This is a genomic window from Furfurilactobacillus milii (assembly GCF_009864005.1).
In the GTDB taxonomy this organism is placed as follows: Bacteria; Bacillota; Bacilli; order Lactobacillales; family Lactobacillaceae; genus Furfurilactobacillus; species Furfurilactobacillus rossiae_B.
This window is the reverse complement of record NZ_WEZQ01000005.1, coordinates 94,147-117,877: the sequence shown is the minus strand read 5'-3', so window position 1 is coordinate 117,877 and position 23,731 is coordinate 94,147. Positions and strand designations below refer to the sequence as shown.

Annotated in this window: 22 protein-coding genes and 1 tRNA gene; 5 read left to right on the top strand and 18 right to left on the bottom strand. The window is 44.1% G+C overall.

What is annotated here, in order from left to right:
* Positions 1–104 precede the first annotated feature (104 nt).
* Positions 105–761, top strand: a complete 657-nt coding sequence (locus GB993_RS03350; protein WP_161003095.1) for a hypothetical protein — start codon at positions 105–107, stop codon at positions 759–761.
* A 215-nt stretch (positions 762–976) separates the two neighbouring features.
* Here the strand turns inward: GB993_RS03350 and GB993_RS03345 are convergent, their stop codons facing one another.
* Both GB993_RS03345 and GB993_RS03340 read right to left on the bottom strand, forming a co-directional pair.
* Complete coding sequence (locus GB993_RS03345; protein ID WP_161003094.1) at positions 977–2,137, bottom strand: hydroxymethylglutaryl-CoA synthase; 1,161 nt, start codon at positions 2,135–2,137, stop codon at positions 977–979.
* A 126-nt stretch (positions 2,138–2,263) separates the two neighbouring features.
* Positions 2,264–2,352 (bottom strand) — tRNA-Ser (locus tag GB993_RS03340).
* Positions 2,353–2,538: 186 nt separating this feature from the next.
* Between GB993_RS03340 and rpmF the strand changes: the two genes are divergently transcribed.
* Together rpmF and GB993_RS03330 are read left to right on the top strand one after the other, a co-directional pair.
* Positions 2,539–2,715 carry a 50S ribosomal protein L32 gene (gene rpmF, locus GB993_RS03335; RefSeq protein WP_161003093.1) on the top strand — a complete coding sequence of 59 codons (177 nt, stop codon included), beginning with the start codon at positions 2,539–2,541 and terminating at the stop codon, positions 2,713–2,715.
* Positions 2,716–2,823: a putative metal homeostasis protein gene (locus GB993_RS03330; RefSeq protein WP_161001199.1), complete on the top strand. Its 108-nt coding sequence runs from the start codon at positions 2,716–2,718 to the stop codon at positions 2,821–2,823.
* A gap of 142 nt (positions 2,824–2,965) precedes the next feature.
* Here the strand turns inward: GB993_RS03330 and GB993_RS03325 are convergent, their stop codons facing one another.
* The 5 genes from GB993_RS03325 to rnz form a co-directional block, all read right to left on the bottom strand.
* Positions 2,966–3,484, bottom strand: a complete 519-nt coding sequence (locus GB993_RS03325; RefSeq protein ID WP_017262007.1) for an adenine phosphoribosyltransferase — start codon at positions 3,482–3,484, stop codon at positions 2,966–2,968.
* Between the two features lie 20 nt (positions 3,485–3,504).
* Entirely contained in the window at positions 3,505–5,829 is a 2,325-nt protein-coding gene (gene recJ, locus GB993_RS03320) for a single-stranded-DNA-specific exonuclease RecJ (RefSeq protein WP_161003092.1), read from the bottom strand.
* A 124-nt stretch (positions 5,830–5,953) separates the two neighbouring features.
* Positions 5,954–6,328, bottom strand: coding sequence for a lipopolysaccharide assembly protein LapA domain-containing protein (locus GB993_RS03315; RefSeq protein ID WP_161003091.1), 375 nt, complete (start codon positions 6,326–6,328; stop codon positions 5,954–5,956).
* Positions 6,325–7,227, bottom strand: coding sequence for an SDR family NAD(P)-dependent oxidoreductase (locus tag GB993_RS03310; RefSeq protein WP_161003090.1), 903 nt, complete (start codon positions 7,225–7,227; stop codon positions 6,325–6,327). Before GB993_RS03310 ends, GB993_RS03315 begins: the two co-directional genes overlap by 4 nt.
* A 37-nt stretch (positions 7,228–7,264) precedes the next feature.
* Positions 7,265–8,194 carry a ribonuclease Z gene (gene rnz / locus GB993_RS03305; protein WP_161003089.1) on the bottom strand — a complete coding sequence of 310 codons (930 nt, stop codon included), beginning with the start codon at positions 8,192–8,194 and terminating at the stop codon, positions 7,265–7,267.
* Positions 8,195–8,424: 230 nt separating this feature from the next.
* On the opposite strand from rnz, the gene GB993_RS03300 reads away from it, so the two are divergent.
* Entirely contained in the window at positions 8,425–8,727 is a 303-nt protein-coding gene (locus GB993_RS03300) for a hypothetical protein (protein WP_161003088.1), read from the top strand.
* 32 nt (positions 8,728–8,759) lie between these two features.
* Here the strand turns inward: GB993_RS03300 and GB993_RS03295 are convergent, their stop codons facing one another.
* From GB993_RS03295 to GB993_RS03270, 6 genes are all read right to left on the bottom strand, one after another.
* The gene (locus GB993_RS03295; protein ID WP_161003087.1) at positions 8,760–10,685 is read right to left on the bottom strand and encodes an acyltransferase family protein; all 1,926 of its coding nucleotides are present in this window, start codon (positions 10,683–10,685) and stop codon (positions 8,760–8,762) included.
* A 53-nt stretch (positions 10,686–10,738) separates the two neighbouring features.
* Entirely contained in the window at positions 10,739–12,058 is a 1,320-nt protein-coding gene (gene obgE / locus GB993_RS03290) for a GTPase ObgE (protein ID WP_161003086.1), read from the bottom strand.
* 282 nt (positions 12,059–12,340) lie between these two features.
* Positions 12,341–14,182, bottom strand: a complete 1,842-nt coding sequence (uvrC, locus tag GB993_RS03285; protein WP_161003085.1) for an excinuclease ABC subunit UvrC — start codon at positions 14,180–14,182, stop codon at positions 12,341–12,343.
* 197 nt (positions 14,183–14,379) lie between these two features.
* Positions 14,380–15,525 (bottom strand): ArgE/DapE family deacylase, encoded by a 1,146-nt coding sequence (locus GB993_RS03280; RefSeq protein ID WP_161003084.1) that lies wholly within the window; start codon positions 15,523–15,525, stop codon positions 14,380–14,382.
* Between the two features lie 67 nt (positions 15,526–15,592).
* On the bottom strand, positions 15,593–16,348 hold the full coding sequence (locus GB993_RS03275) for an amino acid ABC transporter ATP-binding protein (protein WP_017262017.1): 756 nt from the start codon (positions 16,346–16,348) through the stop codon (positions 15,593–15,595).
* On the bottom strand, positions 16,341–17,831 hold the full coding sequence (locus tag GB993_RS03270) for an ABC transporter substrate-binding protein/permease (RefSeq protein ID WP_161003083.1): 1,491 nt from the start codon (positions 17,829–17,831) through the stop codon (positions 16,341–16,343). Before GB993_RS03270 ends, GB993_RS03275 begins: the two co-directional genes overlap by 8 nt.
* Positions 17,832–18,043: 212 nt before the next feature.
* On the opposite strand from GB993_RS03270, the gene GB993_RS12915 reads away from it, so the two are divergent.
* Entirely contained in the window at positions 18,044–18,202 is a 159-nt protein-coding gene (locus GB993_RS12915; protein WP_017262019.1) for an SPJ_0845 family protein, read from the top strand.
* A 51-nt stretch (positions 18,203–18,253) separates the two neighbouring features.
* Here GB993_RS12915 and GB993_RS03265 read toward each other — a convergent pair whose 3' ends face one another.
* From GB993_RS03265 to tuf, 5 genes are all read right to left on the bottom strand, one after another.
* On the bottom strand, positions 18,254–18,556 hold the full coding sequence (locus GB993_RS03265) for a nucleoside triphosphate pyrophosphohydrolase family protein (protein WP_017262020.1): 303 nt from the start codon (positions 18,554–18,556) through the stop codon (positions 18,254–18,256).
* 35 nt (positions 18,557–18,591) lie between these two features.
* Positions 18,592–19,182: a ribosome biogenesis GTP-binding protein YihA/YsxC gene (yihA, locus tag GB993_RS03260; protein ID WP_161003082.1), complete on the bottom strand. Its 591-nt coding sequence runs from the start codon at positions 19,180–19,182 to the stop codon at positions 18,592–18,594.
* 189 nt (positions 19,183–19,371) lie between these two features.
* Positions 19,372–20,628, bottom strand: a complete 1,257-nt coding sequence (gene clpX / locus GB993_RS03255; protein WP_017262022.1) for an ATP-dependent Clp protease ATP-binding subunit ClpX — start codon at positions 20,626–20,628, stop codon at positions 19,372–19,374.
* Between the two features lie 184 nt (positions 20,629–20,812).
* Positions 20,813–22,156 carry a trigger factor gene (tig, locus tag GB993_RS03250; protein ID WP_161003081.1) on the bottom strand — a complete coding sequence of 448 codons (1,344 nt, stop codon included), beginning with the start codon at positions 22,154–22,156 and terminating at the stop codon, positions 20,813–20,815.
* A 219-nt stretch (positions 22,157–22,375) separates the two neighbouring features.
* A complete protein-coding gene (gene tuf, locus GB993_RS03245) occupies positions 22,376–23,563 on the bottom strand; it encodes an elongation factor Tu (RefSeq protein WP_017262024.1) in 1,188 nt (395 codons plus the stop codon).
* Positions 23,564–23,731: the final 168 nt, after the last annotated feature.

Below are 23,731 nucleotides of genomic sequence, written 5' to 3'. Positions count from 1 at the left end.
ATTATCATACGAATTTTATTATGGATAATCAATATCGCTTTTTCTTTCATCAGTCGCAATGGTAGAATAGAAGACATCACGACAGAGAAAAAGAGGTTATCTTCATGATTTTCTTAGCCATTTTCGGTGGAATTGCATTAATTCTAGCCATTTTTTATTTACTCAATTCGATACAAAATTACGGTACATGGAAGTTTGCGACAGCACTTGTCGTGATCTTCACTTTGATCACGGGATTTGGAATTGTTAAACTGCCTTTCTGGCACCATCAAAGCCAAACAACGGCTAGCCAATCTTCCACCCAAAACGCTAGTCGACATTCTTCTCAAACATCCTCGGCTGCTCAATCGTCATTGACCAAGGCAGCATCTACCTTTAACCCGACTGGTGGTGTCATCAATGGCCAAACGGCTAAACAAAAAAGCGCCGCTAAATCTTCCGCGGAAGACCAAATGACGACACAGCTTAACTCCGCTTTTTCGACACTTGGCAAAGTCACCTTTGATCGTGCAAAAAAAACTTACACAATCACTCCGGAGAACGAAAATACGGTCAAAGCGCTGGAAGCACTCGAAAAACAACCTTCCGAGGCTGATCAGGCTCATTGGCCAACATTAGTTAAGAATTTGACCACTTCTTCTACAAACATTAGTAAGGCGCTTAAAGACGATTACACACTGACATTAGTCAGCCCAGATCAATCTGGAAAGATTTTATTCAGTGCTACAAATGGAAAAGCGACTACTAATTTCGCACAATAATCGTTTTATTTACTAGTAATCGTCTTCCTTCCTGACTAATCAAATATCACGGCCGCCTGCGGGTGGTCTTTTTTCGTTACACACAAAAAGCCCTCGAATTAACGAGAGCTTTAGACTTCATCTTTCACAAAATCATATATGCGTATCCACTGCGTTTAATACAATCACATTAGCCTGAGTTACCTACTTGAGTTATTGACGAAATTTCTCTTTAACTAGTGCGCTTGGTACTGACGCTGTTCACTATCAATGCCGGCAAGTACAAAATGTGCCGGATCGGCCGCAATATCTAATTTTTTCGTACTCCCATCAGTCGGTAATTGATCATCAAAAAGCTGTTCATACTCGGCTACGGATACCCGTTGACGAGCATTGAGTAATGATTCAATTTTGACCTGATCAAACCCATTCCGATAGTTTGGCTGAACCGTTGCCGTGTAAAACTCACCTTCCGCGCCTGATCCGTAACTAAACAAGCCCAACTGAGCATTAGCCGCTAATGTACCGTTTGCTAATAATGACAACAAACTTAAATATAATGAGCCCGTGTAGAGGTTACCAACATGCCGGTTCCACAATCTAGCAAATTCAAAGTTATCAGTCAACCGAGATGCTACCGTTTCATCCGCCGGTAAGACTGTTCGCAACGCTTTTAGTCCCATCTTAGAGAAGGGCAAGTGGAACAGCATTGCGTCAAAATCTGTTACATCGACACCATATGTTTTTTTGAATCGCGTCCAAACATTTGTAAAAAAGTCGACATAAATGTTGGCGGAAAAGTGACCATCCACACGTGCTTCCGTTGCGTAAACCGGGCGCCAAAAGTCCATCACATCTTGCGTCAAGTACGTACTTTGGTCACTGATTGTTAATATTTGTGGGTTCGCGCTGACAATCATGGCGACTGCGCCCGCACCTTGAGTGATTTCTCCAGGTGTGTGTAAGCCATAACGGGCGACGTCACTAGCTAACACTAACGCTTTACGTTGCGGATGTGCGGCAATATAGTCTTTGGCTAATTGCAAAGCCGCTGTGGCAGAATAACAAGCCTGTTTGACCTCAATGGCTCGTGTGTGTTCCGTCAGTCCAAGCAAACGTTGAACATAAACAGCACCAGACTTAGAGTTATCAACGCCAGATTCAGTCGCAAATAAAATAAGATCAATTGCCTGCTTATCCGATTCGTCGATAATCTGATTTGCTGCATTGGCCGCCATGGTGACTACATCCTGCGTTGGCGGCACAACAGCCATTTCTGATTGACCAATGCCGATATGATACTTATCAGGATCATCTCCGCGCGCGTGAGCTAAATCCGTCATATCTAACACCAAATGAGGTGTATAGAACCCCATTTTATCGATCCCAATGTTCATCTTAGCAAGCTCCTTTTTAGCAGATTAATTTCAGTTGTTTCCAAAAACGCCCAGGCATTAATTTAATTTAGAAAAAACACCACTCATCAAACGTCAATGGGTGGTGTTTTCCTGCCAAGGGTATAAAGGAGAGTACAGGATTTGAACCTGCGCGCCCGCTATAAACGGGTTCGACGGATTTCGAGTCCGTTGCATTACCACTCTGCCAACTCTCCAAGAGGTACTCAGATAGTATAGCATAAAAACGCCCCTACACAACGGTAGTGCTAATTTTTATCAGTTGAAATAAGCACTTTTTAAATTAGTCTAAACAAAGTGGTTGACGAATGTCATATTTCGTTTATACTGTAAAAAGTAATCATTACTGTTTACACGAATTATAAATGAAAGAAGGTTTGCTCATGGCCACTCCGGCTCGTAAAACATCCAAAACTCGGCGAAACCAGCGCCGTGCAACGCATAAAATCACAGCGCCAGCTATTCACTATGATCCACAAACTGGTGAATATGTGATGAGCCATCATGTTTCTTCCAATGGCTTTTACAACGGCAAACAAATTATAAAAGAGGCAAACTAAATGAAAATAGATCAAAGTACTGCGATCCGAAACCTAAGAAGTCCCAACATCAAGACACGTAAGAAAGCTCTCCAAATTCTTCATAGTCTTAAGAAAAATAATAAGTAATTGATAACGCCGTAGATGAGCAGCAATGTTCATTTACGGCGTTTTTATACGACAACTTAAATATCAAAAAAATTATTATGCTGTCCTGATAATTTTAGAAACTAAAAAGGCGTGACGAAAAAATCCCGTCACACCAAGCGATTTAATAGTCCATTAAGACTAATGTATCGTAATCTTTTAGTTTGTCTAAGCCATGCAAATCCTTCAATTGAAGTAAGAACGCACAACCAACAACCACGCCACCAAGCTGTTCAACAAGCTTAATTGTTGCTTCAATCGTACCACCGGTTGCCAGAATATCATCCGTAACTAATACCCGTTGTCCTGGCTTAATCGCATCTTCATGCATGTACAACGAAGCAGTGCCATATTCCAAAGCATAGTCCGCTTTGATTGTTTTACGTGGCAACTTGCCCTTCTTGCGTGCTGGCGCAAAGCCAATGCCTAATTCATAAGCCACTGGACAGCCAACGATAAAACCACGAGATTCTGGACCAACGACCATATCAACCTGCTTGTCGCGCGCATAATTTACAATGGTATCGGTCGCTTGGTGATATGCAGCGCCGTCACCCATCAACGGTGAAATATCACGAAACATGATGCCCTTTTCGGGATAATCTGGCACCGTTGCAATGTATTTTGTTAAGTCTAAAGCCAATTTTTACAGCTCCTTTAAGCTTAGCTCATGGCGCCCATCAACCAAGCCTTCAGTTGAGGTGCCTTAGAATAAAGTAATTTTTCTTCAGTATCAATGCGTGTCAAACGTTGTCGGTAAGCTACCGCATCAGTAAGATTTACGTGCGGTGGTTCACTCACCCCGTTCATAACGCCAGAGTCTATTTTAACAAATCCCACCTCAAAAAACAGCTGTATCATAAAAATCAATTTAGCGTCATCAATTTGGAGATACTTTGCCAACGTTGGCAACTGATGAGCAATATCAACATTCTGATGACTCGCAACGAACTTAAACAGTTTGCCATATTCTGCACGACTTGGCATACCATCTAAATACGCTGAATCGTGTTCATAAAAGTAGGTCGTTAATTCATCCGTTTTGATTTGACTCAGAACTTGCTTTAAATCATTCAGATCATCCGGACAATCGACAATAACCAAGTGATCACAGCTTGAAGGCAGTTCATCGCGGCCAACACACAAAGACTGTGCTCCTTCTGGCAAATAGCCTTGCAATTGATCAGCCAACTTCTTGTGAAAAAATAAATACGTGTCTGGCCGTTCAAACAATGATTTGGCGAGATGATTCGTTCGACTATCAACAACAGTAATGCCAGTCACCGAAAAGTCTTTTACCATTACCTGATAGGTTGTTTTTCCCTGCCAGGTATTGGCTGACAACGTACCTACGACACTCACATTTTCAGGGTTAGCAGTGACTTGTTCGCTCTGATGGCCGCGCCCAAAAGCAATGGCCGCGACTTGATGCCCAGCCTCATCTGACATCTGGAATTTGAGATGGTTCTTAGCCGCCCCCATCGTCCGGACATTGTCTACCGAAGTTGGTTTAAAAGCAAACACAGGTTGCGGATTATCCGTTCCAAACGGACCAAGTTCTTGAACCGCAGCGTAATCAGCTGCATTAACGTCTGCGAGTGGAACCAGCCCAGCAACAGGCAACGCTGGCTTGGCTGTCAAATCAACCGATTGGTCAACACAGGCCTGTTCCAGAGCAGCGGCTAAAGTATCGAGCTGATCTATCGGACATGTCAAGCCACACGCCATCGCATGACCGCCAAACGCCACCATTTGGTCACGAACAGGATTGATGGCGTTAAACAAATCATAACCTGCAATCGAGCGACCGGAGCCCTTTAACGTGCCTTTTTCTGAATCTTCGCTCATGACTAGTGTTGGTTTGTGCGTTGCCTCTACTATTTTGCTAGCAACAATTCCTAATACGCCTTCATGCCATCCCTTGCCGTGAATAATGAGCGTTTTGCGAGCCTGATTTTCCGGTGTCTGCGCCTGTGCCAAGGCATCACCGCTGATGTCCTTAACCAGCTGTTGTCGCTTCTCATTTTGGGCATTAATTTCCGAAGCCAACTCTTCAGCACGTGCGTCATCAAACGTAGTTAGCAACTCGACCGCTGGATTGGCATCCCCAAGTCTGCCCAGTGCGTTTAAACGCGGCGCAATGCCAAAGCCGACGTGCTCTTCATTGATGGTCTGCCCGTCAATACCTGCAGCCTTCATCAACGCAATCAAGCCTGGCCGCTGCGTATTAGCAATTACCTGTAGTCCAAATTTAACGAGCGCATGATTTTCGTCATTTAGTGGCACTAAGTCCGCAATTTCGCCGATAGCAACCAAATCTAACTCATCACTTAACTCATCGGCAGTCGCATCTAACAGCACCTGGGCCACTTTAAAGGCCACCCCAACACCAGATAATCCGCCAAACGGATAATGTCCTTGTGGATGACGAGGATGAATAATGGCAGCGGCATTAGGTAATTGTTCCGGCAGTTCATGATGGTCAGTAACGACGACGTCAACGCCTCGTTTAGCAGCAGCATCGATTGCCTCATTACCAGCCACCCCATTGTCTACCGTTACAAACAACTGTGTGCCAGCATCGATTAGTCGATTAAAGGCTGCTACGTTTGGGCCGTAGCCATCCGTAAAACGGTTAGGAATGTATGTGTTCACGTTAGCACCAAGCTGATCAAGGGCCTCGTACATCAACGACGTACTGGTCAAACCGTCTGCGTCGTAATCTCCATATACCGTAATCTGGTCGCCAGCCTCCACAGCTGCCTGAATCCGGGCAACACCTTTTTCGATATCAAACATTTCGTGTGGATCATGCAGTACATCAATAGTCGGTTTCAGCCACTCGTTGACCTTATCGGCAGTGTCTAACTTTCGTGCTAACAACAATCGTGCCATAAAGGGCGAAACATCAAGGTCGTGAGCGAATGTCGCGACCTTTTCGTCTGCCACCTGTGGCGCCTGTTGCCAATCGTACTTGGACTCTAGCACAGTCTTTCCTCCTCACCTAACGTCTAAATAAATCCACAACTGGAAAGGTGTTTGTTCCCTATATTCAGAAAACAAACACCTTTCCTTAATCACATTAACGATTTTTCATCCCGCATTGCAGAAACTAATTTTCAATGTTTTGTTGACTAAGTTTCTGCTGTAACTGCTCAATGGTCTTGTCTCGATCATCTAAGAGCCCATTAAGCTGTTCATTTTTACTCTTTAATTCTTCATTTTGCTTCTTTAATTGATCATTTTCCGCAGTTGTTTCGCTGTCAGAACGTTTACCATTCCGTTTGTCGCTAGCATGCGTTCCGGCCGTCACTAACAACGCAATAATAGCACCAAGCAACAATGACACAATTAGAATCAAAATCATCGGCCACTTAACCGTGGCTACACCAAAATGAATGGGTACACTATTTCCGTTCATGACGGCAAAAATTGCGACAATTAGCACTAGAATCAACCCTGCAATTAAACGCCATTGATTTTTCATTCTGGTGCCTCCGTCGGATCAGTTTCAGTATCAGTTGAAGGTTCGTCACTTGCAGCACTCAGTTGCATGCGCTTAGGTGCGTGCGGTTTAAATAGCTGCTCGATAACAAAATCGCCAACTGTTGGGAACAAATGATAGGCCACTGATGCTGCGGCAAAATAACGTGGTACAGTAATTTCGCGCACATGATAACCAATGGTATCAACCAGTCGCTCAGCCACCAGTTGAGGCGTCACAGTGAAGTTGGCAACTTTTGACAAGTAATCGCCGTCTTGATCTGCGATATTGAAGAAGTTGGTCGCAACGGGACCTGGATTGACGGTTGTGACCTGAATGCCAAACGGCCGCAACTCTTGCCGCAATACATCACTGTAACCGACAACCGCCGTTTTTGTTGCTGTGTAAACCGCAGCCTTCGGAGTCGGAATTTTTGCAGCCACAGAAGCAATGTTAATGATTGCGCCATAATGTTTATCGATCATGTCACTGGCTAGCTGACGCGTAATGTAAATCAGGCCAAGCACGTTAACCCGAAACATCCGGCCTGTTATCTCAGGATCGGTATCAACTGCTGGCTCCATGTCGCCAAAACCGGCAGCATTAATGACAACGTCTACTGCACCCACTTCATGGCGGACCTGACTTAAGGTTTTATCGATAGCCGCTGGATTAGCGACATCTAGCGCAAACGCAAAGGCTGGGCGGCCAGAATACAACATGCACTGTTGAGCAACCTGATTTAACTTCAACTCATTACGGGCAACCAAAACCACAATTGCCCCGCGACGAGCAACTTCAAAAGCGGCTGCTTGACCAATTCCGGAAGATGCGCCAGTAATTAAAACAATCCGATTCTTCAAATCACGCAGTTCTTTTAATCGACTTGATAAGTTCATCATTAGCACTCACCTCAACTGCCGTAACTATTTGTACGGTTTATTTTTTAAACGGAATATCAATGACGTCAAAGTCCCGAACAACCTTTGAATTGGCAAACGTTGCGCGAGCCTGACGCTCTAATTCTTTAGCACCACGTCCATTATAACGCGCCGAAATGTGATTCATCAGTAATCGGCCTACGTGAGCATCATGAGCCACCTGAGCAGCCTGTTCGCTAGTTGAATGATAATAGTTACGTGCCAGTTTACTTTCGTTTGCTGCAAACGTACTTTCATGAACCAGCACATCTGCATCCTGCGCCAATTCTGTCGCCCGCCGCGTCTTACGCGTATCACCCAAAATCGTCACAATCCGTCCCTTTTGTGAGGGTCCAATGAAGTCCTTACCATTGAGTGTTCGCCCATCTGGTAAGGAGACAGTTTTGCCGGCCTTCAACTGACCATAAACTTGTCCGGATGGCACCTTGGCCGCCGCTAACTTATCCACGAGCAGCTCGCCTTGATGATCCTTTTCAACAATTCGGTAGCCAAAACTCACAATTTTGTGATCTAACCGTTTGCATGAAACCGTGAAGGTCGCATCGTCAAAAATAACGCCATCCCCGCTGAGTTCCACAAACTTTAAAGGATACGTCAACGCAGACTCGGACAACCGTAAACTTGTTTGAACGTATTCCTTAATCCCTCTGGGTCCGTAAATCGTCAGTGGCTCATTGCCACCCTGAAACGAACGTGAACTCAGCAAACCTGGCAATCCAAATAAATGATCACCGTGTAGATGCGTAATAAAAATCTTTTCAATTTTGCGCGGTTTCAACGTTGTATTTAAAATTTGATGTTGCGTACCTTCACCACAATCAAATAGCCAAACTGCATTGCGCTCATCCAACAAGCGAAGTGCAAGGCTCGACACGTTACGCGCTTTAGCCGGTGAACCGGCACCAGTACCTAAAAATTCAATCTCCATAACTATTCTTCTACCTAATCCCTATATAAAAGTATTTACTGTACTATTAATGAATTCACGCATTTTTATGATTTCCTAAATAAGAACGATGACACCGTGGTCAACATTCAGTTCGCATTCAATTCTACTGAATTTGAAGCCAAAAAACAATCGTCACCAACCGCCACTATGGTAAGCTGAACTGTAATAAAATGACTGTTAATAAATAGTCAGAAAGGACCACCAAACCGATGCGCTTAGTCGATTTTAAATTTTCCACCGCTGATTACGACATGCAGCGACCCTTATTTGTTGCTGTTGATGACAAGCCACAGCCAGTAGTGGGCTTAACCAAGTCTCCGACAGATCGTCGATTAGTACTGGACCTGGACTTAACCCAAGCTGGTCGACCATTAACACTAGATGCATTCGTGACGAGAACGCAAAAGCTCCCGGGCAGTTGGCGAATTGCGGTTCAAACTGCAATTGCGTCACCGACAACCCGTGAGCTATTTGGTTATCGTCTGGTTGACGAAAAAATTATGTTTATGTGATAGCTAGTTTGGTTCAACGCTGACGTTGAGCCTTATTTTTTTGGCGAAATACTTTTCTGAACCACAGTATTTGTCACCAACCGGGTATAGGCGACGCTCCCCTGTGGGTTGGGATGCACATGATCCGGACCAAACCAACTTGGTTGATCGTGACTCGCACCATACCAATCAACAAGATAAACCTGCTTGGACCGTTTGGCATTGAGCGCAATTAAATCGTTAACCTGATTTTGCCACGTTTTCGTCGGTACCATTGTGTTGACCCAAAAGACTTTCCGTTTTGGACCAACCGCTTTCAACACTGCGTCAATTTGCGTTTGTGTTAATGGCGAATTTGTCCCCAGGTTAATTAAAACCGTCGATGCCAGTAAATGGCGTTTTTTTAGTGATTGAATCACTGACGGTGCTTCCCAAACTTGACGGCCCACCTTAGCGTCGACATAAGCGTGTCCAAACACTTGTTGCAAGCTATCCGCATTATCCACTAACACCGAGTCACCCACCGCCGTTAGCGAAATGTGCTGTGCTGATAACATTGTCGCTGGCTGAAGATCAAAAGCTTTGGCGAGCTTCTTTTGCTGAGCAGATAATTGCTTATTAGCCTTTTGGTTCGTTTGTGCCGTGGCTTTTTCAGAAGCATCAAATGCTCCTTTTTGCGCAGCCACTTCACGATTCTTTTTATCCGTCTGTTTTCCAGCCGCTTTGATGTGTTTAGTTACCGCATCAACGGGTGGCTTCTTGCGAGGTGTTGCTTGAGCATACCCAACCATAGTTATCAGTGACGCGAGAACAAGCACCGTGCTCGTAATCACTTCACGTGGATATTGCCGCCAAGTTGTCGGCGCTCTGACAGTCGCCCACCAGGATGTCAAACGTCCATGAGCGATTGGCTGTTCAATAAATCGATAGGATAACTCAGCTAACAGTAAAATCAATACCAATTCAGCCAGCGCATTGAGCACGGTATGTTGGGCAATGTTGACAACTCGCTGCTCATAAAAAATCATGACTGGAAACTGATACAGATATATGCCGTAACTGCGCTTGCCAACCCAATTGAATACAGGATTAGTCAGCCATTTATTCCAACTCGCGCCAGGATGAACAATAACGGCTATCATCGCAGTCGCAAAAATGGAAAACAAGAACATCCCGCCACGGTATGTGAAAGTTGATGTCCCGGTCATCACCCAGTACAGAATGAACATGACTAGCAGACTAATGCCGCCGACCCAGTTTAACAATCGTCGACCAGCAGCATGTAGATTTGCATTTAGGTGATTAGCTGGCCAAACTGCCGCCAACGCAGCCCCCATCAGGATTGAAAAGGCTCGCGTGTCCGTGCCATAGTAAACCCGGTTGACCTGATTAGCGTCTTTAAAAAGCACTGCCATTAAAAGAGCCGATATAACAGCTCCCACCATTAACGCACCTGCCACCCGTGAACGACGTTTGAACAGTTTAACCAGTCCCCAAATAATAAAGGGCCAGAAGAGATAAAACTGACCCTCAATGGACAACGTCCACAAATGAGTGAAGGGCGACTCACCGTTGAAACGATCGAAATACGATTGGCCATGATTGATTTCGAACCAGTTGTAAACATACAGCAAGTTGGTCACAATCGTTCCCCGCAGTCCAACCAGTAGATTACGGGCAAACAACGTGATGTACGTGCTGGTCAATGCCAGCATTGCCACCAAGGCTGGATACAATCGTTGAATTCGGCGTTTGTAAAAATGATTAACTGCTAGCGAAGTACCTTTATTAATCAAGTTCAAAAAACTATCAGTTACCAAGTAACCTGTTAACCCAAAGAAAATGGGCACACCCAGAAAACCACCCGGAAGTGCCGCTGGTAACAGGTGATAAGCGATCACACCTAATACTGCAAGCGTCCGCAAACCATCTATACCTGTTATGTAACGCCGATGACTCGACGTTTTTGCTGTTTGCATCTGTTAAACCCCTACCCGTTTTCACGAACAAATAACCGTATTACTGGATTCAGCTACTCAACAAAATCGAAGGTAAAGTCCAAAATTTGGACCGTATCGCCATCCTGAGCGCCTGCTTCTCGCAATGCGTCGTCCACACCCATCGTCCGCAGTTGACGGGCAAAACGGACCATACTTTGTTCATGTTGTGTATTCGTCATCTTAAATAAGCGTTCAATCTTATCGCCGGTCAATAACCAGATACCTTCATCCGTGTGCTGAACTTCAAACGCAGGCTTTTCGTCATCCTGATATTGATACACAACACCAAGATCTTCATCCGCTTGTGGGACAAATGCTGGTGTTTGGTCAAGTAGTGTGGCTGTGGCCTGAATCAACGGTTTCAATCCTTCGTGAGAAACGGAAGAAATCGCCATTACAGTTGGTTGCGTTGACAATGAGTCATCTTCGTCCAGAGCTGCTTTAAAGTCATCGAAACGTTCCTTCGCACCCGGAAGATCCATCTTAGTTGCGACCACAATCTGAGGCCGATCTAACAAGCTGGCATCATAATTGCCTAACTCCTTGTTGATCGCATGAAAGGCTTCAATCGGAGCCATCGCATTTTCTTCATCGAGAAAATCATCGCCTGCCATTGCCACTAAGTGTAATAAGACACGCGTCCGTTCCACGTGTCGGAGAAATTGAAAGCCGAGACCAACACCATCGCTCGCACCTTCGATCAGACCCGGTAAATCGGCCATAACGAAGTCCCGACCATCATCCAAACGGACCATTCCAATATTAGGATCGATCGTCGTGAAATGGTAAGCGGCAATTTTAGGCTTTGCATTTGTAATGACCGACATCAAGGTCGATTTCCCAACAGATGGAAAACCAACCAAGCCAACATCGGCCAACAATTGCAATTCCAGACCAATACGTAGTTCCTGACCTGGTTCACCATTTTCAGCGATTTCTGGGGCAGGATTCTTGGGTGTGGCAAACTTCATGTTACCACGACCGCCACGACCCCCTTTGGCAATGACAAGTTCTTGACCGGGTTCCGTTAAATCACCCAGTACTTCGTCTGTATCAAGGTTCCGCACGATGGTTCCGCCTGGGACCTTAACGTACAAATCGGCCGCTGACCGACCTGTCATCCCCTTGGTCATCCCGTTGCCACCGTGTTTGGCCTTATAGTGCCGGTTATAACGAAAGTCCATTAACGTCCGCAAGCCTTCGTCAACGACCATGATGACACTGCCACCATGTCCGCCATCGCCACCGAAAGGACCACCGTTAGCGACAAATTTTTCACGTCTAAATGAAACAATCCCGTTACCACCGTTTCCTGCTTTTACTTCAATTGTTGCTTTATCAACAAATGCCATTTGTGTGTCTCCATAATTTCTTGGTTTCTATATCTTGATTTATCTATATCAATGTGGTGACCAGTTGTGCGTCCCACAATCGTCTGTCAATCTTCGAACAATTCGCTCATCCCATTGTACAGTGCAATACACGCTCGGTCAAAAAACAATTCTGCATTTAACCACTATCTTGTTAACATGATTCTTCAAATGCAAACGTTGTGCTGACTTCGCCAAACTAAAACTAAAAGGACGTTGCTTCCATCTACCTGAAAGCAACGTTCTTAAATTTGCTCAAATAAGTTAAATTGTTTGCTGACGGTCCAGATAACTTAACGACTGTTGCGCTTCACCGGTCACCATGGCAGCTACAGCCACGTGAACGGTTTGCGCAACCGTTTCTGACAAGCCCAATTCATGCAGATCACTAACTGGTGCAGCCGCAATCTTCTTCAGCGACCCGTACTTTTTCAACAGCTTTGCGCGCGTTTTTGGTCCTACGCCCTGAATTTGATCCAAACGTGAACTCAATGAATTCTTATTGTGCAGTTGACGATGGAACGTGATGGCAAACCGGTGCACCTCATCCTGGATTCGTTGTAACAAATAAAAACCTTGTGACTTAGGATCAAGATTTAGATGCTCATCATCCTCGCCAAACATTAGGTCCGCCGTTCGGTGATGATCATTTTTGACCATCCCAGCGACCGGAATATCCAATCCAAGCTCATTTTCTAGAACATCCTTAGCCGCGTTCATTTGAATGGCACCACCATCCATCAGAATTAAATCGGGCATATCTGCATGTTCTTTGAGTAAACGTGTGTAACGTCGCCGAATAACTTCCATCGTGCTAGCTGTTTCATCAGCGTGATCCACCGTACGTAACTTATACTTGCGATATAACTTCTTATTTGGTCGACCATTTTCGAAAACAACCATCGCTGAAACTAAATCGGCACCCTGTTCATGAGAATGGTCAAAAGCTTCAATTTTAGAAACTGGCGGCAGTCCCAAAGCGTCCGCAATTTCTTGCATGGCACCCGTGGTTTTGTGTTCGTCTAACTCCAACAAACGGAATTTTTCTTCCAGCACTAGTCGGGCATTCTTGCCGGCCATTTCCATTAAATCGCGGCGGACACCACGTTGAGGCACGTTAACGGGGACATTCAGCACATCTTCGATGGATTCCCGGGTGTCCTCGTCAATACTGCTAGGAACCAAAATTTCTCTAGGTAGCACCGCATTCTTGCGATTATAAAACTGCATGATAAACGTTTGCATTTCCTCTGGTGCTGTTGAAACGACTGGGAACAACCGTTTTTCCCGTTTCATCAAACGTGCTTGCCGCACAAAGAAAACCTGAATGGATAACCAGCCCTTGTCCAGATAGAAATTAAAGATGTCCCGTGGCGTTTGATCGTTGCTGATAATCTTTTGCTTTTCAACCGTGACATCGATGTAGTGCAACTGATCACGTAGGTCAGCGGCCCGCTCAAATTCCAAACTGGCTGCCGCTTCTTTCATTTGTGTTTGCAAATGTTTGATAACTCGTGCGGTATTACCGTTTAAAAACGATTTAATGCGTTTGATCTGCTCATCATACGCGCTCTCGGGCACTTCTTTAAAGCAGGCCCCTAAACACTGGCCCATGTGATAGTACAAGCATGGTCGCCCTTGATAACCAGAACAACGCCGCAAAGGATAGACCTTTTGTAGGAAATGTAGTGTTTCTTCGGCCGCGTAAACGTTGGGATACGGTCCAAAATAATATCCACCGTCGTGTTTGACATCGTTTGCGATGATGATTCGTGGATCGCGTTCGTGCGTAATTTTAATGTACGGGTAACCGGTGCCCCGCTTCAATTTAATGTTGTAGTATGGCTGATGTTTTTGAATTAGTGTGATTTCAAGCAAAAAAGCTTCCTTGTCAGTCGACGTCACAATCGTCTCAAAGTCCACAATGTGAGCCACTAACTGGGCAGTTTTGCCTTCGTGACTGCTCTTAAAGTAGGAACGCACACGGTTTTTCAAATTTTTGGCCTTGCCGACATAAATAATCTTTCCGTTAATGTCCTTCATCAGGTAACAACCAGGCATTGGCGGTAGCAACGTTAATTTATGCTCAATGTGTTCTGATGCCACAAAACTGCCTCCGTTCTTGTAAAATCGTAGTTAAATTATAACGCATGAACGCGTGTTCGCAAAACAAAAGAGCGTCCGTTTGAAAAACGTTTAGCTAGACATCTCGGCCATTTTGTTAAAAAAAACCGGATTGTTCATAATGAACGACCCGGTTTACCTTATTAATAACTTTTTTAAAATTAGTTTTGTCTGGTACCCTATTCTTCTGCTTGTGCCCAGAACGCTTCTGCCAAGGCTCGATAGAAATGGCACCCAGTCAAATAGTCATCAATGGCCACGTTTTCATTAACTTGATGATCGGTTGCCCCGGCTGCAGGGCCGACGATAACGATTGGCAACTGACCTGCCTTCGTGTACTCCGAAGCATCTGTCGCACCCGTTCCCGCAGTTAACTCACCGCCACGATGAATGGTGTTTTTCAAAACAGCCTGTGTGATTTCTGCTAATTTCGTGCCAGCCTGTGAGGGTAATGGTGGCTCGGGATAACTATAACTAATACTTAATTTAGCGCCCGCTTGGTTTAACGACTCAATAATATCTTCTAGCTGGGCCATGACCTCATCGTTTGGATAGGCCGGAATTGTCCGGATGTTACCGGTTAGCCAAGCATTTGCTGGCACTGAATTAATCTGTTCGCCGCCGCCAATCTGGCTAATCACGTGCGTTAGCCCACCTAACACATCGTCCCGTTTATCGTTTGCTGCCATCACTGATTCAGCTTGTTCAGCAAACTTCAGTAGTGGCGTAATTGCATTGATCCCTTGATCAGGACGTGATGAATGGGAACCCTTGCCCAGAGAGGTAACCTTATAGTCAATAACGCCCTTGTGCGTCACCTTGATGTCAAACGCACTGGGTTCACCAATAACCAGTCCGTCCAAGTCATTAGCGTACCCTTGTTGCGTCAATTGAGCGGCACCATACTCACCTGTTTCCTCACCAACTGACGCTAACAAACGAAGACGCCCAGGCAGCGGTTGATTTGAATTTAACAGATCCAGCATGGCAACCACCTGTGCGGCTAAACCGGATTTCATATCGCTGGCGCCACGGCCGTACACATTACCCTGATCAATTGTGCCGGCAAACGGCGGAAAGGTCCAATCAGCTGCATTACCAGCTGCAACCACATCTTCATGTCCAGAGAACCCTAGTAATGGACCATGGTCGCCAATTGTAACAACTAAGTTATCACGGCCTGGCGCAAACGTGACACGTTCAATGTGAGCCGGCAAGTCCTTAAATAGGCCAGCCAAATAGTCAGCAACCTCTGATTCACGATCATTAACCGACGGAATCGCAATCAAATCCGTTAAAATCTTTAATGCAGCAGCGTCTTCCATGTTTGCCTCCAAAATTATCTCTCATGATTAAGAAAAACTGAATCATCGACAGTTTGAAACCTGATGTTTATGCCTCAAGAATTTTGGCAAGAAAATCCTTCGCCCGGTCAGTTTCAGGATGTTCAAAGAATGTTTTAGGTTCAGCGGACTCTTGAATATACCCATCCGCCATGAACCAAACCTTATCGGCCACATTACGGGCGAAACCCATTTCATGCGTGACAACTACCATTGTCATCCCTTCGCTAGCAAGATCCTGCATGACTTTCAACACTTCACCGACCATTTCAGGGTCAAGTGCAGACGTTGGCTCATCGAACAACATTACCTTAGGATTCATGGCTAGTGCCCGCGCAATGGCTACCCGTTGTTGTTGTCCACCAGATAAGCTGGCTGGAAAAGCATCGGCCTTATTTTCCAAACCAACTTGTTTCAACAGCTTTTCTGCCGTCGCGGTCGCCGTTGCATCGTCTTCGCCCTTAACTTTAACTGGCGCCAGCTTAATGTTTTCAATAACTGTTTTATGCGGAAACAAGTTAAAGCTCTGAAACACCATCCCCATGTTTTCACGTGTCTTGTCTAGCTGTTTATCGTCTAACTTGGTTAAGTCCTGACCTTCAAACAAAACCTCACCAGAGGTCGGTTGGTCTAACATGTTTAAACAACGTAAAAAGGTACTTTTACCAGCCCCAGATGGGCCAATCAAGCAAATCACCTGACCATTACTAACCTGCTCATTAATATCTTTCAAGACCTCGTTTTTACCAAATACTTTTTTCAGATGTTTAACTTCTAGTACTGGCGTCGCTGTTTCGTTATTCATGTGTCATTCTCCCTTCAAAGAACTTCATCAGCCGTGAGAGGCCAAACGTCATAATAAAGTACAAAATCATGGTAATCAATAATGGCATAACTCCACGATAAGTATCTGCCTGAACAATTCGTGATTGATAGATTAAATCCTTAACCCCAATAATAGACACAATTGAACTTTCCTTGATCAAGGAAACAAATTCATTCCCTAATGCTGGCCAAATGTTCTTCATCGCTTGTGGCAGGATGATAAACCGCATCGTCATCGACCTTGATAATCCGAGTGAGCGAGACGCTTCCGTTTGACCAACGGCAATAGAGCTGATCCCAGAACGGATAACTTCGGCAACATACGCCCCAGAATTCAATGAAACTGCAATAATCCCAGAAAGTAGCGCCGGAATGTTAACCACGAGGCCTAGGCCAAAGTAGATAAACAGAATCTGAACCATCAGTGGCGTGCCCCGCACAAACTCAATGTAACTTACTGAAATACCATTAGCAATCTTGTTCTTGCTTAACCGCATTAAGGCTAGCAAAGTACCTAGCAAGAAACCAATGACAACAGATACTGCTGAAATCATCAGCGTGTAACCAACCCCGGCAATAAAGAAATCTTTGTAAGCCCACATTGAGTTGGCTGCCTTAGCCGATTTAGACTTTCCAGTTGCCAAGTATTTACCAGCATTTGGCAAATATTGTTTATGAATCAAATTTTTCGCTTTGATTTCTGCGATTGATTTATTTGCGGAATTAACCAAAGACTGAGCGCCCTTGGGAAAGGCAATGGCTGATCCTTGTTCGCCTTCGTCTTTAAAGTGAGCGTTAATGGCGACCAAGCCATCAGTGTTCTTTGCATAGGCCTCAGCAGTTGGCTGATCCAAAGCAATTGCATCAATTTTATTCGTTTGCAGTGCAAGGATTAAATCGGTGTCCTTGTCCATCCCCTTCAGTGTTGACTTGGTGGCTTGGTTCTTGACCAAGTTGTACTGAATAGAACCAGTCTGAGCTCCGATTGCTTTTCCTGCTAACGATTTATAACTCTTGATCGTCTTTAAATCGCTTTTCTTGATAACTAAGTCTTCGCCGGCCTTGTAGTAAACGTTACTAAAGTCAACACTCTTAGCCCGTTTAGGTGTCTTACTCATTCCTGCGATGACCATATCAACTTTACCAGTCTGGAGTGCAACCAATAAAGAATCAAAATCCATCCGGCGAATAACTAACTTCACGCCCATATCAGAGGCAACCTTTTTGGAAATTTCCATGTCCATCCCGACAACCTTGGACTTGCCGTTAATATTTTTGGTGAATTCGTAAGGTGGAAAATCAGGACTCGTTCCAACGACCAGCTCCCCCTTCGCCTTCACTTTACTCAAGTACTGGTCAGTTGCTGGTGTATTGCTGTCCGCCTTGGTGTTCATATTACCGGTTACACCCAAAGTCACGACAACCGTCACGACCAGAAATAACCACTTCGCAAATTTTTTCATCCGTTTCGCCCCTCGTATCAAGTTTTACAATGTAAATGAGTATACGATTAGATGAAATAATATGCAACTATTTTGTAAAAATAATTAGTTTTATGCATTATTTTCGAATATATACAGGCGATAATGTATAAAATTTGCACATTTTCGTTTTTAAGCAAAATCTGCTACAATTAGCCCAACTTAGTTTTTAGATTTGGAGAGGAGCAATTCACATGGGTTTAACTTTCAAACGGCAAACAGACTTAGATAAACTGTTTGACCAATTTGCTGTCGATCCTGATGATATTAAGGACCCGAACAAAACGCCACTAAAGCGCGAGCATTTAAAAGACGAAGCAAAAAAAGATGATAAAAAGAAAGCCGACAAGTAAGCCTTGTCGCAAAAAAACAACCAGCGTAAAATCGCTGGTTGTTTTTTTATCCTATTCCCACTTTGCATGTTGTGGATCTGGGTAACGATCATTTAATTCTTCAATGTTCTTTTTGGCAACTTCTTCAAAATCAATGTTGGCCCACTCAGCTATCTGAGATAGATACCAAAGTGTGTCACCAAGCTCGTGTGTTAATTTTTCCTTATCAAGTGGACGACCTTGAAAAGTATAACGCTGCACCAAGTCAACTACTTGACCGGCCTCATTGGCCACACCAAGTGTGATATTAGTCAGCACTTGTTCGTTTCCGAATAATGTCCGCTTAGCTTCTTTTTGATACTCATTAAATTCCATTCTGTTCACTCTTCCCGTTCTAACTTTTACCCGCCTTAAGCCAACCCAGCCTGCTGTTCAATCCAGTTCCAAACAGCGTCTTTACCTTGTTTGGTTTCCGCCGAAAACTGAATATAATCATCTTCTGGCGCCATATTAAGTCCTTTACGAATGCGACTTTCAGCTTGATTCCATTTGCCGCGGGCAATTTTATCTGATTTTGTCGCCACAACAAGCATCGGAATATTATAATAACTCAACCATTCATGCATACTGATATCATCATCTGAAGGATCATGACGTGCATCCACTAGTAAAATCACACCGCGCAATCGATCCCGGGTACTGAGATACGTTTCGATCATTTGACCGAATTTTTCTCGAGCTGTTTTAGAAACTTTGGCAAATCCGTATCCAGGCACATCCACAAAGTAAACAGTAGATTCAACGTTATAAAAATTGAGAGTTTGTGTTTTCCCTGGTTGACTTGAAGTTCGGGCATACGCTTTACGGTTAATTAGAGTATTAATCAACGATGACTTGCCCACATTTGAACGACCGGCGAGCGCAACCTCTGGTAAAGATCCCTTTGGGTATTGTTTTGGTGCCACCGCGCTGATCGTTAGCTCGACATCATGCACTTCCATGTAGAACGCTCCTTTATCGTGACCTGACCTTTTAATTGGTCACACGCTTTATAATTCAATGTGTCTATCATAGCATAGCAAACTCAGAATTTTGTGACGTTTTAATGACGTTAACCCGTGGGCTAAACAAAAAATGACGTCAGCCCGCAAGCTAACGCCATTCCTCTTCAACGCATTATTTTCATAAGACTATGAGGCCTTTTCACTCTTTAAAACTAGGTCTGGTTGTGCATGCTTAGTGACCGTCTCCTTAGTAATAGCCACTTTTTCAACGTCATCTCGACTTGGTAAGTCAAACATGATATCTCGCATAACTTCTTCCATGATCGACCGTAAACCACGAGCACCTGTATCACGGGCAATGGCCAACTTTGCCATTTCACGTAGCGCCGGATGCGTAAATTCAAGTTTTACGCCATCCAAACCAATGAGCTTCGTGTACTGTTTAACCAGCGCATTCTTCGGTTCCGTTAAGATGCGAACCAAATCGTCTTCATCTAGCTTTTCCAGGGCTGTGAGAATTGGTAAACGACCAATAAATTCTGGAATCAAACCAAATTCCAACAGGTCTTCAGGAATCACGTGTTGCATGATGTCCTTATCAGTCATGTTGGCGACTTCATCCTTATTGGCAGAATCAGTACCGAAACCAATCGTCTTTTCACCCAAACGGTTCTTCACGATGTTTTCGATGCCGTCAAACGCACCACCGACAATAAACAAAATATTCGTGGTGTCAATTTGAATGAACTCCTGCTGTGGATGCTTACGACCACCCTGCGGTGGAACATTAGCAATCGTACCTTCCAAAATCTTCAGCAAAGCCTGCTGAACACCTTCACCCGACACATCACGAGTAATAGAGACGTTTTCACTCTTTTTAGCAATCTTGTCGATTTCATCGATGTAAACAATCCCATGCTGAGCCCGTTCAACATCGTAATCTGCATTTTGCAACAGCTTCAACAGAATGTTCTCAACGTCTTCACCAACGTAACCGGCTTCAGTTAAAGTCGTCGCATCGGCAATCGCAAATGGTACATTCAGAATTTTGGCCAAACTTTGTGCCAGGTAAGTTTTACCCGAACCAGTTGGTCCAATAATACTGATATTACTCTTTTGCAATTCAGTACCATCGTCTTCTGTACTCAAATCATTAATCCGTTTGTAATGGTTGTAAACAGCAACGGATAAAGTACGCTTTGCTTCACTCTGTCCAATTACATACTGGTCCAACGTTTTAACGATTTCCGCTGGTGTTGGTACATCCAATACTTGGCTAGCAGCGTCTTCAGCAAATTCTTCATCAATAATTTCTTTACACAGATCAATACATTCGTTACAAATGTATACGCCAGGTCCGGCAACAATCTTCTTTACTTGATCTTGTGACTTTCCACAAAATGAGCAAGTTACTGGACCATTAGGATCGGTATTATCAAACATTAGCACCCTCGCTCTCTTTTAATCCTAGGCCGTCCATAAATTACATGGCACCTAAACTAGGAACATAATAGCAGATAATTAGAAAAACAGCTAATGACTTGCACTATTCTGTCGTTGACACAAAAGTGAGTAACCATTACTGGTCACTCACTTTCTGTAGGACAGTTATTAATGTAAGACGATATTACTTATCTTCTTTTTCGTCGACAGACTTCTTAGCAGCTGCCTTTTTGGTTTCCTGCTTAGCGTTGTCAGCAATTAAGTCAACAGCCTTCTTGATGGCAATATCATGCTTCAACATGTCAGGTGTCAAAGCAGAACGAACTGCTGATTCTTCCATGTTGTATTGGCCAGCAAGGTTCTTAACTTCACCGTCAACATCCTTGTCAGTTGCTTCGATCTTTTCAGCATCAACAACAGCTTCCAAAACAAGGTTAGTCTTAACACGACGTTCTGCATCAGGAGCAAATTGCTTGTGCAAGTCGTCTTCAGTAGTACCTGTAATCTTGTAGTAAGTTTCAGGGTTAATCCCTTGTTGAGCCATTTGAGCCAAGTACTGGTCCATTTGACGGTGAATATCTTCATCCATCATGGCGTCAGGAATCTTGCCGCCGATAACTTCAGCGTTGTCAACAGCCGCGTTGATAGCAGCATCTTCAACAGCATCGTGAGCGGCCGTCTTCTTTTCTTCCTTCAAACGGTCTTTAGTCTTAGCCTTTAATTCTTCAAGACTGTCAACGTCTTCGTCGACATCCTTGGCGAATTCATCATCCAAGTCAGGTAATTCCTTAGTCTTAACTTCGTGAATCTTAACATCGAAGATAGCTTCTTTACCTTGCAAGTCTTTTGCTTGGTAATCTTTAGGGAACGTAACCTTAACTTGAACATCTTCATCAGCCTTGTGACCGATTAATTGATCTTCGAATCCAGGAATAAATGAGTTCGAACCTAATTCAAGGCTGTAGTTGTCGGCTTTACCACCATCGAAGTGGTTACCATCAACTGAACCGTCAAAGTCGATAATAACAGTATCGCCCTTTTCAGCGGCCTTGCCTTCTTTAAGTACCAATTCAGCTTGCTGTTGACGCATTTTTTCAAGTTCTTCATTAACTTGTTTAGCGGTAACAGTGGTGGATTGCTTAGGCACAGTAACACCCTTGTATTCACCCAACTTGATTTCTGGGGCAACAGTAACGTCAGCCTTCAAAACCCAGTCCTTACCTTTTTCCATACTCTTTACATCAACTTGTGGTTGATCAACTGGTGTAATGCCAGCTTCTTCAACAGCTTTTGAGTAAGCGTCTGGCAAAACGATGTTCAGCGCATCATTGTAAAGTGATTCTTCACCGTACATCTGGTTAAAGATAGCGCGAGGAACTTTGCCCTTACGGAATCCAGGTACGTTTAATTGTTTCCGAGTTTTAGTGAAGGCTTGATCCAAACCCTTTTGGATCGTCTCGTTAGCGATTGAGAAAGTCAACTCGCCTTGGTTGCCTTCTTTTTTAGCAAATTCTGCTTTAGCGACCATTAAAAAATTCCTCCAGTTGAAGTTTGTCACCAAACTTCTGATAAATTGCATACGCCTAATAGTTTAACGTAACCACCCGCGAAAGTAAATAAATGTGCTAAAAAACACGTGTATCGAGAGGGATTAACTAGGATTATGTATAAAAAAAGTGCCTAGCCTAAGCTAAGCACTCGTGAATGTCATTAACTGACACTGATGAACATTTAGGCAAAGCCTAAATTAGTCATCGATTTCAGAAACAACACCGGCACCAACAGTGTGTCCACCTTCACGAACAGTGAACTTAGTACCCTTTTCAATGGCAGCTGGTTCGATAAGTTCAACAGTGAACGTAACGTTATCACCAGGCATAACCATTTCAACGCCATCAGGCAATTCGATAACACCAGTGATATCAGTGGTGTGGAAGTAGAATTGTGGACGGTAGTTTGAGAAGAATGGTGTATGACGACCACCTTCGTCTTTTGTCAGGATATAAACTTCACCCTTGAACTTCTTGTGCGTCTGGATTGAACCAGGAGCAGCAAGCACTTGACCACGGACAACTTGTTCACGGTCAATACCACGTAGCAAAGCACCAACGTTATCGCCGGCTTCACCTAAGTCAAGAGTCTTACGGAACATTTCAAGACCAGTAACAGTAGTCTTCAAAGTTTCGTCACGTAAACCAACGATTTCAACTTCGTCACCGACCTTGATAGTACCACGATCGATACGACCTGAAGCAACAGTACCACGACCAGTGATCGTAAATACGTCTTCAACAGGCATCAAGAAAGGCTTGTCCATGTCACGGTCTGGAGTTGGGATGTATTCATCAACAACGTCCATTAAGTGTAAGATAACCTTTTCTTGTTCTGGGTCGCCTTCCAAAGCCTTCAAAGCTGAACCACGGATAACAGGAATGTCGTCACCAGGAAAATCGTATTCGGAAAGTAATTCCCGAACTTCCATTTCAACAAGGTCAACTAATTCGTCATCGTCAACTAAGTCAGTCTTGTTTAAGAAGACAACGATATAGTTAACACCAACCTGACGAGCTAACAGAATGTGTTCACGCGTCTGTGGCATAGGACCATCGGTTGCGGCAACAACCAAGATAGCACCATCCATTTGAGCGGCACCAGTGATCATGTTCTTAACGTAGTCCGCGTGTCCAGGAGCATCAATATGTGCATAGTGACGCTTTTCTGTTTCGTATTCAACGTGGGCAGTGTTGATCGTAATACCACGTTCACGTTCTTCAGGGGCAGCATCGATAGAAGCGTAATCTTGTTCCTTAGCTAATCCCTTTTCTGCTAATACCTTAGTAATAGCAGCAGTTAAAGTAGTCTTCCCATGGTCAACGTGGCCAATAGTACCAATGTTAACGTGGGGCTTAGTTCTTTCATAATGTTCTTTAGCCAAAATGAAAACCTCCAGTGTGTGATAGAAGAATGTCAGGTATGCCCTGACAAGTCTTTATAAAATAGTATACTACATCCTCGGTTGAGAACAAAATGAAAACACTGAGTTTTCATTGTCTCAGCCCAAGAATCCTTAAACATTATATATACTGCCATGACTTTTGTAAAC

Excerpts from the sequence above, each read along its gene's own strand:
- GB993_RS03345 (WP_161003094.1), bottom strand. The coding sequence starts at position 2,137 with ATGAACATTGGGATCGATAAAATGGGGTTCTATACACCTCATTTGGTG.
- GB993_RS03280 (WP_161003084.1), bottom strand. The coding sequence starts at position 15,525 with ATGGAAGACGCTGCTGCATTAAAGATTTTAACGGATTTGATTGCGATT.
- GB993_RS03295 (WP_161003087.1), bottom strand. The coding sequence starts at position 10,685 with ATGCAAACAGCAAAAACGTCGAGTCATCGGCGTTACATAACAGGTATA.
- obgE (WP_161003086.1), bottom strand. The coding sequence starts at position 12,058 with ATGGCATTTGTTGATAAAGCAACAATTGAAGTAAAAGCAGGAAACGGT.
- tig (WP_161003081.1), bottom strand. The coding sequence starts at position 22,156 with ATGGTCGCTAAAGCAGAATTTGCTAAAAAAGAAGGCAACCAAGGCGAG.
- GB993_RS03310 (WP_161003090.1), bottom strand. The coding sequence starts at position 7,227 with ATGATGAACTTATCAAGTCGATTAAAAGAACTGCGTGATTTGAAGAAT.
- GB993_RS12915 (WP_017262019.1), top strand. The coding sequence starts at position 18,044 with ATGGGTTTAACTTTCAAACGGCAAACAGACTTAGATAAACTGTTTGAC.
- GB993_RS03315 (WP_161003091.1), bottom strand. The coding sequence starts at position 6,328 with ATGAAAAATCAATGGCGTTTAATTGCAGGGTTGATTCTAGTGCTAATT.
- rpmF (WP_161003093.1), top strand. The coding sequence starts at position 2,539 with ATGGCCACTCCGGCTCGTAAAACATCCAAAACTCGGCGAAACCAGCGC.
- clpX (WP_017262022.1), bottom strand. The coding sequence starts at position 20,628 with ATGTTTGATAATACCGATCCTAATGGTCCAGTAACTTGCTCATTTTGT.
- GB993_RS03270 (WP_161003083.1), bottom strand. The coding sequence starts at position 17,831 with ATGAAAAAATTTGCGAAGTGGTTATTTCTGGTCGTGACGGTTGTCGTG.
- GB993_RS03265 (WP_017262020.1), bottom strand. The coding sequence starts at position 18,556 with ATGGAATTTAATGAGTATCAAAAAGAAGCTAAGCGGACATTATTCGGA.
- GB993_RS03300 (WP_161003088.1), top strand. The coding sequence starts at position 8,425 with ATGCGCTTAGTCGATTTTAAATTTTCCACCGCTGATTACGACATGCAG.
- rnz (WP_161003089.1), bottom strand. The coding sequence starts at position 8,194 with ATGGAGATTGAATTTTTAGGTACTGGTGCCGGTTCACCGGCTAAAGCG.
- GB993_RS03275 (WP_017262017.1), bottom strand. The coding sequence starts at position 16,348 with ATGAATAACGAAACAGCGACGCCAGTACTAGAAGTTAAACATCTGAAA.
- GB993_RS03330 (WP_161001199.1), top strand. The coding sequence starts at position 2,716 with ATGAAAATAGATCAAAGTACTGCGATCCGAAACCTAAGAAGTCCCAAC.
- GB993_RS03350 (WP_161003095.1), top strand. The coding sequence starts at position 105 with ATGATTTTCTTAGCCATTTTCGGTGGAATTGCATTAATTCTAGCCATT.
- yihA (WP_161003082.1), bottom strand. The coding sequence starts at position 19,182 with ATGGAAGTGCATGATGTCGAGCTAACGATCAGCGCGGTGGCACCAAAA.